This is a genomic window from Leclercia sp. G3L, from assembly GCF_021117075.1.
GTDB lineage: Bacteria > Pseudomonadota > Gammaproteobacteria > Enterobacterales > Enterobacteriaceae > Enterobacter > Enterobacter adecarboxylatus_C.
Genome location: NZ_CP088265.1, coordinates 2,984,515 through 2,996,752 on the forward strand (window position 1 = coordinate 2,984,515; position 12,238 = coordinate 2,996,752).

Sequence of the window (12,238 nt, forward strand, 5' to 3'; positions counted from 1 at the left end):
TTCATATTATCGCCTTTGCGTCTTTCTTAAATTGTGAGAAAGACGCGCTACCACACAATTATTAATAAATTATGATGATATTGCTTCAATTTGCTGAAGATGAGATGACAAAACGTTGATTTTCCCATCCCCGCGCTCTATCTTTGGATAAGTTTCTCCCTAAAATGCTCCATTTTTATCCCTAGATCGCCTTTCCGGCGGTTTTTTTTGATCCTTGGCGCCAGCATTTTGCTGCGGCTTATTGTGGATTACGGTCAATATGAATATAACCGCGAGTAAATATACCCTCTGGATGCGCGATATTACGCTTAATCCATGGACAGCTTTTTATTTTCTCCAGTCCGTGCTGATTAATTATTCGTTTGGGTATTCTTTCAGCCTGATCTATTCGGTGGCCTTTAGCTGCGTATTATTTGTTCTCTGGCGGATCGCGCCGCGCGTGCAGAAAGGGTTTATTGCCCTGTGCAGCCTGCTGGCGGCAATGTACTTCCCGTTTCAACAGGCCTATGGCGCGCCGAATTTTAATACGTTGCTGGCGCTACACTCCACCAACGTGACTGAATCCGTTGAGATCCTGACGATATTCCCCTGGCACAGCTATCTTGTTTCATTAATTATTCTGGCACTAGGCGGGGTAGCGCTACGGCGTAAAATTACGCCGCATATGGCGTGGCGCCGCGTGGATATGCTCTGTCTGGCCTTCAGCGTCGCCTGTTTCTTTATGACGCCGATGAAAAACCTGGTCCACTGGGGAAGCTTTACCCTGCTGGATGTGGGCTATCCGGTGTTCCGCTTCGTGAAGGACGTGGCGATCAACAACCACGAGGTGGTGCAGGAAAAAGCACACATGCTGGAGCTGGCTAAAATGAAGGACAACTGGACCGTGCTGGCGGTGAAGCCCCGCTACCACAACTACGTGGTGGTGATCGGTGAAAGTGCGCGTCGGGATGCCCTGGGGGCTTTTGGCGGGCAGTGGAATAACACCCCCTTTGCCAGCACGGTTAACGGCACTTTGTTCACGGATTTTGTCTCCTCCAGCGCCTCCACCCAAACCTCACTGGGCCTGTCCATGACCCGGGTGAACGGGGGGAATCCGGAGTATCAGAATAACTTCGTCACGCTGGCAAACCGCGCCGGATTCCAGACCTGGTGGTTCTCCAATCAGGGACAAATTGGGGAAAACGATACCGCTGTCGCCAGTATTGCGAAGCGTGCGAATAACGTGCAGTTTTTGCGCAAAGGGTATTATGAAGATGAAAATAATCCCCGGGATGAAGCCCTATTGCAGATGACGCAGCAGGTGCTCTCTACCCGCCACAGCCAAACGCAGCTGATCGTCCTGCATTTAATGGGCTCGCATCCCCAGGCCTGCGAGCGCACCCAGGGAAAATATACCGAATTTGTACAGTCGAAAGAGACCTCCTGCTACATCTACAGCATCACCCAGACCGACACCCTGTTAAAACAGCTTTATCAGCAGCTACAAAATACCGGCGACAGCTTCTCGATGGTCTATTTCTCCGATCACGGTCTGACCTATAAATCCCGTCTGACCGGGGGCCAGTATATGGGGCATGGTGATGCCTTCCAGCAAAACTATCAGGTGCCCTTTATGATCATGTCGAGTGACGACAAAGAGCATCGCCTGATTAAAGCCCGCCGCTCTGCCAACGATTTTCTCGATTTCTTCTCCGTCTGGACCGGGATCGAGGCCAAAGAGTTAAGCCCGAAATACCCCTTTGTCTCGGAGCAGGATGTGGGCTCCCCCTCGGTGACCAACTTTAAGCAGCAGAAAGTGGCGTACGCGCAGCTTCCTGACGATCTCCACGAGTGACGCCAGTCAGGGAGAGCTGACTGGCGGGATCGTCCTGGCTACACGCCGCCCAGATAGGCCTTTCTGACGTCTTGATTGCCGAGCAGCTCCTCGCCGCTGCCGCTCAGGCGGATCTGGCCGTTGACCATCACATATCCACGATCGGAGAGCTTTAGCGCATGGTGCGCGTTCTGTTCCACGAGAAATATCGTCATCCCGTTGCGCGCCAGCTCGCGCAGGGTCTGGAAGATCTGCTTCACCACTATCGGCGCTAACCCTAAGCTCGGCTCATCAAGCAGTAGCAGTTTTGGCCGGCTCATTAAGGCGCGGGCGATAGCCAACATCTGCTGCTCGCCGCCGGACATGGTCATCGCCCGCTGTTTACGCCGCTCTTTCAGACGCGGAAAGAGGTCAAACATGCTCTGGAGATCCTCTGTCGCATACTGGTTGCCGATGGGGATGGTGCCCATCAGCAGGTTCTCTTCGACGGTCATATCGGGGAAGATGCGCCGTCCTTCCGGGGCCTGGGCGATGCCGCCCGAGGCCACGTAGTGGGTCGATTTATGGCTGATGTCTTCGCCGCAAAACAGAATTTGCCCGTCGCGTACCCTGGGCTGCCCGAAAATGGACATCAGCAGGGTCGATTTGCCCGCCCCGTTCGCGCCGATCAGCGCCACGGTTTCGCCGGGGTTGACCTGCAATGAAACCTGCTTCAGCGCCTGGATCACCCCGTAATAGACATCCACCTGACGAAACTCCAGCATTGCCTCACTCATACGCTGACCTCGCTTTCATCGGTGCCCAGATAGGCGGCAATGACTTTTTCATCGTGCTGGATCTGCTCCGGTTTGCCCTGAGCAATCACATCCCCGTGGTCGAGGACGATGATGTGATCCGATATCTCCATCACCATCCCCATATCGTGTTCGATCAGCAGGACGGTAATGTCGTGGCGATCGCGCAGGAAACGGATGATGTTACTCAGCGTGTGGGTCTCCACCGGATTGAGCCCGGCGGCCGGTTCATCGAGACAGATCATCTCCGGCCCGGTACACATGGCGCGGGCAATCTCGAGCCGCCGCTGTTGGCCGTAGGACATTTCGCCTGCGAGGCGGTTAGCGCAGTCCACCAGATCCACCACCTCCAGCCAGTAAAAGGCCCGGTCCAGGGCGTCGCTCTCCGCCCGGCGGTAGGCGGGGGTGTTCAACACCCCGGCCAGCAGGTTGCGGTTCACCTGCATATGCTGCGCCACCAGCAGGTTCTCCACCACCGACATCTCGCGGAACAGGCGGATGTTCTGGAAGGTACGCGCCAGCCCCGCGCGGTTGACCAGATGGGTGCCGCCAAACATTTTATAAAACAGACGCTGGCCGAACTGTGCCGGGTTGATCCAGTCCCCCGGCTGGAATTTCTGCCCGAGGATCTGAATCACGTTGGTCGTTTTGCTGCGGGTATTGAACAAAATATTGCCGCCGGAGGCTTTATAAAACCCGGTCAGGCAGTTGAACACCGTGGTTTTCCCCGCACCGTTCGGCCCGATCAGGGCGGTGATAGAGCCGCGCTGCACCTCAAGATTCACGTCGTTAAGCGCCTTGATGCCGCCAAAGTGCATCATCAGATGCTCCACGCTTAAAATGGTCCCGTTCATGGTGCCACTCCTTTTCGCACCGCGAAGCCGCTACGGTTGATGCGAATCAGCCCCCGCGGTCGCCAGATCATCATCACCACCATCAGGACGCCGAACAGCAGCACGCGGTACTCGGCGAAGGTGCGCAGCAGCTCGGGGGTGACGGTGAGCACAAAGGCCGCCAGCACCACCCCGAGGGCGGAACCCATCCCGCCTAGCACCACAATGGCGAGGATCAGGGCCGACTCAAAGAAGGTGAACGAGGTAGGGTTAACAAACCCCTGATAGGTGGCGAAAAACACGCCGGCAATGCCCGCGGTTGAGGCCCCGAGGGTAAAGGCCGACAGCTTGACCAGCACATGGTTGAGGCCCATGGAGCGGCAGGCAATCTCGTCTTCACGCAGCGCCTCCCAGGCACGGCCAATCGGCATCCGCGTCAGGCGGTGCTTGATGTACAGCACCAGCAGCACCACCAGCAGCAGAATGGCGTAGATGAAGATGAACTTCAGATTGGGGTTGAAGGTCAGGTTGAAGAACTCGTGGAAGGGCACGCCGCCATCTTTCGCCCGTCGGCCAAACTCCAGCCCGAACAGGGTAGGGGGTGGGGCGGAGATACCGTTCGGCCCGCCGGTGAAGGTGAGCCAGTTGTTCAGCACCAGGCGGATGATCTCCCCGAAGCCGAGAGTCACAATCGCCAGATAGTCGCCGTGCATGCGCAGCACCGGGAAGCCGAGCAGAGCCCCGGCCGCAGCGGCCATCAGCGCCGCCAGCGGCAGCATAGTCCAGAAGCCGAGCCCCAGATACTGATAGCCCAGCGCCAGGCCGTAGGCGCCGATAGCGTAAAAGGCGACATAGCCGAGGTCCAGCAGGCCCGCGAGCCCCACCACGATGTTCAGCCCGAGGCCGAGCAGGACGTAGATCAGGCCGAGGATTGCCACCGTCAGCACGTACTTGGTGGCGACGAACGGAAAACAGACCGCCAGGGCGATAATCAGCGGCAGGATCCAGCGCATCCGGCTTTTGTACTCTGGCGGGCGGACGTAGACCCCTGAGTTATCGTTGTCGAAGCGGGCCATCACCCGTCGGCCCGGCGCGGTGGTTAAAAAGGCGCTCAGTAAGAAACGGCCCGTCATCACCGTGGCAATGATCCACGCCAGCCGCCGCCCTTCGAAGTTAAAGCTGTAGCCATCCAGCACCACGCCGGCGATGGGACCAAAAACGATCAGCGCCACCATGCCGGCAAAAATGGCGTCGAGAAGACAGCGCTTAAGCGAAAACCCCTCGTGGGATGCGGGTTGCGAAACGATTTGTGCAGTCATCTTTTTTCCCTCACACCTTGGCCACAACAGGGCGGCCAAGCAGTCCCTGAGGACGGAAAATCAGGATCACCACCAGCAATCCAAAGGAGAACACATCCTTATAGTCGGAGTTCACCATGCCGGAGAATTGCGCCTCGGCAATGCCGAGGATCAGGCCCCCCAGCATCGCGCCGGGCAGGGAGCCGATCCCCCCGAGAACGGCGGCGGTAAAGGCTTTAATCCCGATGATAAAACCGGCGTAAAAATCAAAGGTGCCGTAGTTCATGGTGATCAACACTCCTGCCAGCCCGGCCATCGCCGCGCCAATCACGAACACCAGGGAGATGATCCGGTCGGTATTGATACCCAGAATCGACGCCATCTTGCGATCCTGCTGCACGGCGCGGCACATCCGCCCGAGCCGGGTATTGCTGATTATCCAGGTGAGCAGCAGCATCCCGGTGAACGAGGCGATCAGAATGAAGACTTTGGTGTAGGTGATCTGCACAAAGCCCTCGCCAATATGAAAACGCAGCACCCCGTCGAGCATGGTGGGGACCCCCTGCTGGCGCGGCCCCTGGCTGATTTGGGCGTAGTTTTGCAGGATCAGCGACATGCCGATGGCGGAGATCAGCGGGGCCAGGCGCGTGGAGTTACGCAGCGGTTTATAGGCGATCCGCTCGATGGTCCAGCCATAGACCCCCGTCACCACGATGGTGAACACCAGCGTACCGAGGATCAGCAGCGGAAAGGATTCCAGCCCGAAGAAGGAGAGGAGCGCCAGGCCGATGGCGCAGAGATAGGCGGAGATCATATACACTTCGCCGTGGGCGAAATTAATCATGCCGATAATGCCGTAGACCATGGTGTAGCCGATGGCGATCAAACCGTAGACCGACCCCAGCGTTAAGCCATTGATTAACTGCTGCAGAAAGAAAGTTTCCATCATCGCGCGCTCGTGTTTTAGGCCGCCCGTTCAGGGCGCGGCCCGATGTTTATACTGCGTCGGTATGTCGCCATACCGACGTTGAGCGTGATTCCGTCCCGTTACTGCACTTCCTTATATTTTCCCTTGTCGTCCCACTCGTACACCACGTAGTCGGAGACTTTCAGGTCGCCTTTGCTGTCCCAGGATTTTTTGCCCATCACGGTATCCACCGAATTAGCCTTCAGCCATTCGCTGGCTTTGGCCGGATCGGCACCGCCCGCAGCTTTAAAGGCCGCAGCAATGGCCTGGATAGAGGCGTAGGAGTAGAGGGTGTAGCCTTCCGGCTCGAATTTACTGGCGCGGAATTTGTCGATCACTGCTTTGCCTTCCGGGATCAGGCGCGGGTCTTTGCCGAAGGTCATATAGATGCCGTTGGTGTATTGCGCGCCCCCGGCGGCGGTAACCATCTCTTCGTTGACGATACAGTCGCCGGAGAAGAATTTGGCCTGCACGCCCTGCTCACGCATCTGGCGCACCAGCGGGCCCGCTTCCGGGTGGCAGCCGCCGAAGAAGACCACATCCGGCTTCTGGGCGCCGATTTTGGTCACCAGCGCGTTAAAGTCTTTTTCGCCCCGCGACAGGCCTTCGTACATCACATCCTTAACGTCGCGTTTCGCCAGCGCCGCTTTGGTGGCATCCGCCAGCCCCTGGCCGTAGGTGTCTTTGTCGTGAATGATCACCACCCGTTTGGCTTTCAGCTTATCGATAATGAAATCAGCGGCGACCTGGCCCTGCTGGTCGTCACGACCGCACATGCGGAACATGTCGCTCATGCCGCGCTCGGTGATGAGCGGGTTGGTGGAGCCCGGGGTGATCGCCAGTACGCCGGCGTCGTTATAGACCTCGGAGGCCGGCATGGTGGAGGAGGAGCAGAAGTGGCCGACCACGGCTTTGACCTTATCCTGGTCAACCAGACGGTTAGCGACCGAGACGGCCTGTTTCGGTTCACAGGCATCATCGCCCTGCACCAGTTTGATCTTCTCGCCATTAATGCCGCCCGCGGCGTTAATGTCTTCCGCGGCCTGGGTCGCGCCGTGCCAGTACTGGTCCCCATAGGTGGCGTTCGGCCCGGTGAAGGGACCCGCCACGCCAATGACGATATCAGCCTGGGCGGAAAACGCCGTCACCAGACACCCTGCCAGCACGATAGAGAGAGGACTTCTGATCAATTTCAGCGACATTATTATGTACCTTTTCTGAGTGGTTTTTGGCACAACCCTGTGTAGTCGAACGCCGGAGGCGTGCCCAATCCAAAACGTGTTCAAAACGTAATGCACTAAACGGACGACATACCGCAGAAACAGGCGAGATTGCCTGAGGGTTTTACCCTCAGCACAACAGTAAGCAAAATGGTTGCCAGAACGGCAGCAGATTGCCTGTGTTTCGACAATTTTCAGTATAGAGCGCCGTTTTAAGCCACCCGGCACCACGCAGTGAAATTACAGCGGGGATCACATCTCATTAACAACAAAGCACATAAGTTGTGCAACGGTCACGATTCAAACGCATTTGCACCAGTAAAGCGCCCGGGATAAGCAGGGGAAGGGGACAGTTCAACACGCTTTCTGTGTTACCCTGCACGCAATTCAATTCTGCAGGAGATTTACCATGAGCGAAGGCCCGTTAAACGAAACCGAAATGGAGTGGCTGGAAGAGACCTTAATGACCTACGGTCATGACGGCGAGTCCGTTATAGACGTCTCGGAGCTCGACGGGATGCTGACCGCGGTGCTGTCTGGCCCGGTGGTGGTTGAGCCGGACCGCTGGCTGGTGGCGGTATGGGGCGGCGAGAAAAACATTCCGCGCTGGAAGAACGATCGTGAGATGAACCGCTTTATCGATCTCTGCTTCAAGCACATGAACGATATCGCCGAGCGCCTGAGCGACTACCCGGAACAGTTTGAACCGATGTTCGGCATGAACGACGTCGAGGGCGAAACTTATACCGTGGTAGAGGAGTGGTGCTTCGGCTATATGCGCGGCGTGGCGTTGACCGACTGGTCATCCCTGCCGGGATCCCTGCGTGCCGATCTGGATTTGATTGCCCTGCACGGCTCCGAAGAGAACTTTGAGCGTCTGGACAGCTTCAGCGAAGAGGAGTTCCAGCAGAGCATCGAGAACATTCGTCCGGCGGCGCTGCGTCTGTATAACTACTGGATTGCCAACCCGCAGGAGCCGGTCACCCAGCAGCCGGTGATCAACGGCACCAAAGTCGGCCGCAACGATCCCTGCCCGTGCGGCAGCGGTAAAAAATTCAAGAACTGCTGTCTGCATTAACAGCGCCCGGCGGCGCTTCGCTTGCACGCGCCTACAGCTATCGTAGGCCGGGTAAGCGCAGCGCCACCCGGCACAACTGCTTATCCCACTTCCGGTAACAACCCCGCCGCAATGCCAAACTGCACAAGGATTATCGCAATCCCGCAGGCGAAGACCAGACACAGCGCCGGTTTACCGCCGGGTACCCGGTAGTCGCCGGTGGCATGCTGCTTACGGCTCTGCCAGACCAGCAGCGACGGCAGCAGCAGCGCCAGCACCGCCAGCGCCACCCCGGCATACCCCAGCGCCATCACAAACCCGCGCGGATAGAACAGGGCGAACGCCAGCGGCGGCAGGAAGGTGATCGCCCCGGTCTGCATCCGCCCGCTCAGGGTGCGGCTGCGCTGGAACAGATCGGCAAGGTAATCGAACAGGCCCAGCGCCACGCCGAGGAACGAGGTTGCCAGGGCGAGGTCGGCAAACAGGTGCACCGCCAGCTCCACATGCGGCGACGCAACCACTTCACGCAGGGCCTGCAACAGCCCGTTCAGGCCGGTGTGGCTCGCCAGCATCCCCATAAAGGTCGAAGAGTTGATACTGCCGAGGGTGACCAGCTGCCAGAAGATATAGGCCACCAGCGGGATGGCGCTGCCGGTAATAAAAATCCAGCGCAGCTTGCGCACGTTGCCATTCATATAGCTGACGATGCTCGGCACGCTGCCGTGAAAACCGAACGAGGTAAAAATCACCGGGATGGCCGACAACGCCAGCCCTTTCTCCAGCGGCAGGGTCAGTAAGTTGACCTTATGAATATGCGGTGCCAGCAGGGCCAGCATCACGACCAGGAAGAGGATTTTTGCCGAGAACAGGAAGCGGTTGAAGAGATCCACCAGCGAGGTGCCCACGCAGACCACGCCGCCGCCAATCAGGGTAAAGAAGATCACCCCGGTGGCAGGGGTAATATCGGCGTTGAACCAGTCGTTAACGCTGGAGGCGATGAGCTCCCCCGCGCCGCTAATATAGGCCGCGGTCAGAGCATACATCAGGAACATCATGCTGAAGCCGGTGATCCACTGGCCGAAGCGGCCCAGATAGAGGCCGGCCAGCGACCCCAGCCCGGTATCGGCGGGAACGTGCTGATACACTTCGAGCAGCAGCAGGGCGGTGTAACACATCAGCGCCCAAAGTACGCCCAGCAATACCAGCGTGACGCCAAACCCGACGCCCGCGGCCGCCAGCGGCATCGCCAGCATTCCAGCTCCAATCGTCGTTCCGGCGACGATAAAAATACTTCCCAGCGTTCTGTTCTTCACGTTTTCCTCTACGGCCTTGCTGTATCACGACAAAATCTGCGGCGCAGAGTAAGGGAAAAGCGCAGGTTCGTCAAACCGACGTTACAACGACTGTAAAACAATGTTTACGGAAATAACCCGGAGCGACGGCCTGGTCGTATGCCCATGAAAGTGGGGGTATTCGCCTACTTCATAAGGACAATGTTTTCGCCCGATAATCAGGCGTAACGTAAACGTTTCTTATAAATAATCAAAAAAAGTGAGACGGCGATGACCGGCAGTAACCCCTTCAGTGCAAAATGGAGTCGCTCAGGCAATTTATTGTGTCATGGGCACTGGATCATCACCTGGCAGGGGCAGGCGTTAGCCCTGCCGGAGGCGCGGCAGGAAAAGGACATGGGTACCTGGGCGATTTACTCGATTATCGATCCTGAGGATGAAACTTTCGCCCAGGGCTTACAGGAAGATGAGTGGATCATTGAGAACGTCGAGTGGCTGACCGACCTCTTTTTCGACCACGCCATCCCGCTGGAAACCGATAGCTATCGTCAGTTTTATCAGGCGGTGAATAAACAGGACTGGCGCTGTACCAGCTGTGCCGGCTGTATGTAAACCTGCGCCAGCGCAACGCGGGCAGAGGAGGAACGTGTCAGGCTGCGCCTTTCATTCTGGAGGGTTTATGGCATCCATACATGGGCACGACGTGCTGACGATGATGATTGATTCCGGTGAACAGTACACCGAAGCGAGCCTGGTGGCGGCAATTACCGCACGCTTTGGTGAGGCGGCACGTTTTCATACCTGTTCGGCGGCGGAAATGACCGCGACGGAGCTGGTGGCGTTTCTGGCGGCACGCGGGAAATTTATTCCGCTGGATACCGGTTTTTCAACGCACGAAAGTAAAATTTGTCGTCATTAAAAATAACGCGGCGCCGGAAGGCGCCGCAGTAATATTAATTTTGAGCGTCGAGCGTCGACAGCTCTTTATCAATAAAGTATAACCCTTCACCCGATTTACCCGCCAGCGACAGTTTATCGAGCACGGATTTAAACAGCTTTTCTTCTTCATGCTGTTCTGCCACATACCACTGCAGGAAATTAAAGGTGCCATAATCCTGGCTGGTCATGGCCGCATGAACCAGTTCGTTAATTTTCTGGGTGATCAGCTGCTCGTGCTCATAAGTGGCGCGGAACAGTTCGTCCAGCGATGCGTACTCTGCAAAGGGGGATGCCACCGGGTTGATGCGCGGCAGGCTGCCGGTATCGGTAAGATAATCAAAGAGACGCTGCATGTGGCTCATCTCTTCCTGCGCGTGACGGCGCATAAATGCCGCCGCGCCTTCAAAACTGTGATAGCTACACCAGGCGCTCATCTGCTGATAGAGCAGGGATGAGTACAGCTCCAGATTCATTTGCTCATTAAGCTTGTCGATCATTTCAGTTTTAAGCATGGTGTAGCTCCGTTTTATTATTAACTGGTCAACGTGAGCGTCACTATAATTTGTTATTTATTTATTTGCAAAAAGTAAAATAAATATTTAAGCGATCATAATACGAATGGGAATAAAACGCATTGCGGGTAATTTAAATATATTAATGAGAATTATTCTGTTTCGTGTTTAAAATATTATTGCCAGCGGGAGCGCTGGCAATGGCATTATTACCAGGCGGACGTCGTGACGACGAGCGGCGGAGCATAACCATAACACTTATACTGGATGGTCATGGTCTCATTGAGGCACAGCGAGCCGCTGATGAGGCTACAGGTTTTGACCGGCTGACCGTAGGCCATGGCCGTGTTGTACCCCATCGCCTGGCATTCACGGGTCGCGGTGCCGCTGGTGACGTAGTCGTCATAGCGGGCGTTCTGCAACATGGCCTGATCGTAATTGAGCATGACGACACCTGACGTGACGTCGACGCTGCTGACTTCTGCTTGCCGGGTAACGCCACAGCCTGCCAGTAACAGGAGCAGGCCGCCAGTGCATAATCTCTTCATAGAACACTCTGAATGCGTTGAAATAATCTATACTAGCGGCTGATGTGCGCCGCAATGCCAGGATTAAACGCCTGTTCTGCCTCTTCTCTTTGCCACGAGCCCCGGCTCCTTCAATCTTATGCCATCCTTTTATCCATCGGTGGCAAAAACGCCTCTGAGTACAAAATTGTGAGCGCATCTTTGTTTTTTGAAACTATTTTTCACTTAATTTGAAAGTGTGTTTGCTTAGTAGTAAGGTTGAACAGGTAAGCTATTCACAGCGGGATGCCCCGCATCGCATTCAGGAGACGAAGAATGAAAATTGCACTGATGATGGAAAACAGCCAGGCGCCAAAAAACGCCATCATCCTCAAGGAATTGAACGCCGTTGCTGAAGAGAAAGGTTTCCCGGTCTACAACGTTGGGATGAGCGACGAAAACGATCACCACCTGACCTATATTCACCTGGGGATCATGGCGAGCATTCTGCTGAACTCGAAAGCGGTTGATTTCGTGGTAACCGGTTGCGGTACCGGCCAGGGCGCGCTGATGTCCCTGAACATCCATCCGGGCGTGGTGTGCGGCTACTGCATCGATCCGGCGGATGCTTTCCTGTTCGCCCAGATCAACAACGGTAACGCGCTCTCCCTGCCGTTTGCCAAAGGCTTCGGCTGGGGCGCAGAGCTGAACGTCCGCTTCATCTTTGAAAAAGCCTTCACCGGCCGTAATGGCGAAGGTTATCCGCCAGAGCGTAAAGAGCCGCAGGTTCGCAACGCCGGCATTCTGAACCAGGTTAAGGCCGCGGTGGTTAAAGAGAACTATCTCGACACCCTGCGCGCTATCGATCCAGAGCTGGTTAAAACGGCAGTGACCGGTCAGCGTTTCCAGCAGTGCTTCTTTGAGAACTGCCAGGATAAAGAGATCGAAGCTTTTGTCCGCGGCATTATCGGCTAAGTTGCCAACACCAGGAAAAAGCCAGCTTGCGC

General features: G+C 56.2%; 13 protein-coding genes. 5 read left to right on the plus strand and 8 right to left on the minus strand.

What is annotated here, in order from left to right:
• Positions 1-259 precede the first annotated feature (259 nt).
• On the plus strand, positions 260-1,834 hold the full coding sequence (locus LRS40_RS15635; RefSeq protein ID WP_231311998.1) for a sulfatase-like hydrolase/transferase: 1,575 nt from the start codon (positions 260-262) through the stop codon (positions 1,832-1,834).
• A 38-nt stretch (positions 1,835-1,872) separates the two neighbouring features.
• Here LRS40_RS15635 and LRS40_RS15640 read toward each other — a convergent pair whose 3' ends face one another.
• The 5 genes from LRS40_RS15640 to LRS40_RS15660 all read right to left on the minus strand — a co-directional run bounded on the left by LRS40_RS15640 (position 1,873) and on the right by LRS40_RS15660 (position 6,907).
• Positions 1,873-2,589, minus strand: coding sequence for an ABC transporter ATP-binding protein (locus tag LRS40_RS15640; RefSeq protein ID WP_142486277.1), 717 nt, complete (start codon positions 2,587-2,589; stop codon positions 1,873-1,875).
• The gene (locus LRS40_RS15645; RefSeq protein ID WP_231311999.1) at positions 2,586-3,461 is read right to left on the minus strand and encodes an ABC transporter ATP-binding protein; all 876 of its coding nucleotides are present in this window, start codon (positions 3,459-3,461) and stop codon (positions 2,586-2,588) included. Before LRS40_RS15645 ends, LRS40_RS15640 begins: the two co-directional genes overlap by 4 nt.
• Positions 3,458-4,759, minus strand: a complete 1,302-nt coding sequence (gene livM, locus LRS40_RS15650) for a high-affinity branched-chain amino acid ABC transporter permease LivM (RefSeq protein ID WP_231312000.1) — start codon at positions 4,757-4,759, stop codon at positions 3,458-3,460. The genes LRS40_RS15645 and livM overlap by 4 nt, the downstream gene beginning before the upstream one ends.
• 10 nt (positions 4,760-4,769) lie before the next feature.
• Complete coding sequence (locus tag LRS40_RS15655; RefSeq protein WP_059309089.1) at positions 4,770-5,684, minus strand: branched-chain amino acid ABC transporter permease; 915 nt, start codon at positions 5,682-5,684, stop codon at positions 4,770-4,772.
• A 101-nt stretch (positions 5,685-5,785) separates the two neighbouring features.
• Positions 5,786-6,907: a branched-chain amino acid ABC transporter substrate-binding protein gene (locus LRS40_RS15660; protein WP_142486274.1), complete on the minus strand. Its 1,122-nt coding sequence runs from the start codon at positions 6,905-6,907 to the stop codon at positions 5,786-5,788.
• Positions 6,908-7,334: 427 nt separating this feature from the next.
• Here LRS40_RS15660 and LRS40_RS15665 point away from each other — a divergent pair, with 427 nt between their 5' ends.
• Positions 7,335-8,003, plus strand: a complete 669-nt coding sequence (locus LRS40_RS15665) for a YecA family protein (RefSeq protein WP_231312001.1) — start codon at positions 7,335-7,337, stop codon at positions 8,001-8,003.
• Between the two features lie 80 nt (positions 8,004-8,083).
• Here the strand turns inward: LRS40_RS15665 and tyrP are convergent, their stop codons facing one another.
• Positions 8,084-9,295 (minus strand): tyrosine transporter TyrP, encoded by a 1,212-nt coding sequence (gene tyrP / locus LRS40_RS15670; protein WP_231312002.1) that lies wholly within the window; start codon positions 9,293-9,295, stop codon positions 8,084-8,086.
• Positions 9,296-9,544: 249 nt separating this feature from the next.
• Between tyrP and LRS40_RS15675 the strand changes: the two genes are divergently transcribed.
• Both LRS40_RS15675 and LRS40_RS15680 read left to right on the plus strand, forming a co-directional pair.
• Positions 9,545-9,886 (plus strand): hypothetical protein, encoded by a 342-nt coding sequence (locus LRS40_RS15675; RefSeq protein ID WP_231312003.1) that lies wholly within the window; start codon positions 9,545-9,547, stop codon positions 9,884-9,886.
• 67 nt (positions 9,887-9,953) lie between these two features.
• Positions 9,954-10,193 carry a YecH family metal-binding protein gene (locus LRS40_RS15680; protein WP_156264100.1) on the plus strand — a complete coding sequence of 80 codons (240 nt, stop codon included), beginning with the start codon at positions 9,954-9,956 and terminating at the stop codon, positions 10,191-10,193.
• 34 nt (positions 10,194-10,227) lie between these two features.
• Here LRS40_RS15680 and ftnA read toward each other — a convergent pair whose 3' ends face one another.
• On the minus strand, positions 10,228-10,725 hold the full coding sequence (gene ftnA, locus LRS40_RS15685) for a non-heme ferritin (RefSeq protein WP_231312004.1): 498 nt from the start codon (positions 10,723-10,725) through the stop codon (positions 10,228-10,230).
• A gap of 209 nt (positions 10,726-10,934) precedes the next feature.
• On the minus strand, positions 10,935-11,273 hold the full coding sequence (gene yecR, locus LRS40_RS15690; RefSeq protein ID WP_142486268.1) for a YecR family lipoprotein: 339 nt from the start codon (positions 11,271-11,273) through the stop codon (positions 10,935-10,937).
• Between the two features lie 294 nt (positions 11,274-11,567).
• On the opposite strand from yecR, the gene LRS40_RS15695 reads away from it, so the two are divergent.
• On the plus strand, positions 11,568-12,206 hold the full coding sequence (locus LRS40_RS15695; RefSeq protein WP_032612023.1) for an RpiB/LacA/LacB family sugar-phosphate isomerase: 639 nt from the start codon (positions 11,568-11,570) through the stop codon (positions 12,204-12,206).
• Positions 12,207-12,238: the final 32 nt, after the last annotated feature.

Coding starts and splice junctions, on each gene's coding strand:
- LRS40_RS15635 (WP_231311998.1), top strand. CDS start 260: ATGAATATAACCGCGAGTAAATATACCCTCTGGATGCGCGATATTACG.
- LRS40_RS15640 (WP_142486277.1), bottom strand. CDS start 2,589: ATGAGTGAGGCAATGCTGGAGTTTCGTCAGGTGGATGTCTATTACGGG.
- LRS40_RS15645 (WP_231311999.1), bottom strand. CDS start 3,461: ATGAACGGGACCATTTTAAGCGTGGAGCATCTGATGATGCACTTTGGC.
- livM (WP_231312000.1), bottom strand. CDS start 4,759: ATGACTGCACAAATCGTTTCGCAACCCGCATCCCACGAGGGGTTTTCG.
- LRS40_RS15655 (WP_059309089.1), bottom strand. CDS start 5,684: ATGGAAACTTTCTTTCTGCAGCAGTTAATCAATGGCTTAACGCTGGGG.
- LRS40_RS15660 (WP_142486274.1), bottom strand. CDS start 6,907: ATGTCGCTGAAATTGATCAGAAGTCCTCTCTCTATCGTGCTGGCAGGG.
- LRS40_RS15665 (WP_231312001.1), top strand. CDS start 7,335: ATGAGCGAAGGCCCGTTAAACGAAACCGAAATGGAGTGGCTGGAAGAG.
- LRS40_RS15675 (WP_231312003.1), top strand. CDS start 9,545: ATGACCGGCAGTAACCCCTTCAGTGCAAAATGGAGTCGCTCAGGCAAT.
- LRS40_RS15680 (WP_156264100.1), top strand. CDS start 9,954: ATGGCATCCATACATGGGCACGACGTGCTGACGATGATGATTGATTCC.
- ftnA (WP_231312004.1), bottom strand. CDS start 10,725: ATGCTTAAAACTGAAATGATCGACAAGCTTAATGAGCAAATGAATCTG.
- yecR (WP_142486268.1), bottom strand. CDS start 11,273: ATGAAGAGATTATGCACTGGCGGCCTGCTCCTGTTACTGGCAGGCTGT.
- LRS40_RS15695 (WP_032612023.1), top strand. CDS start 11,568: ATGAAAATTGCACTGATGATGGAAAACAGCCAGGCGCCAAAAAACGCC.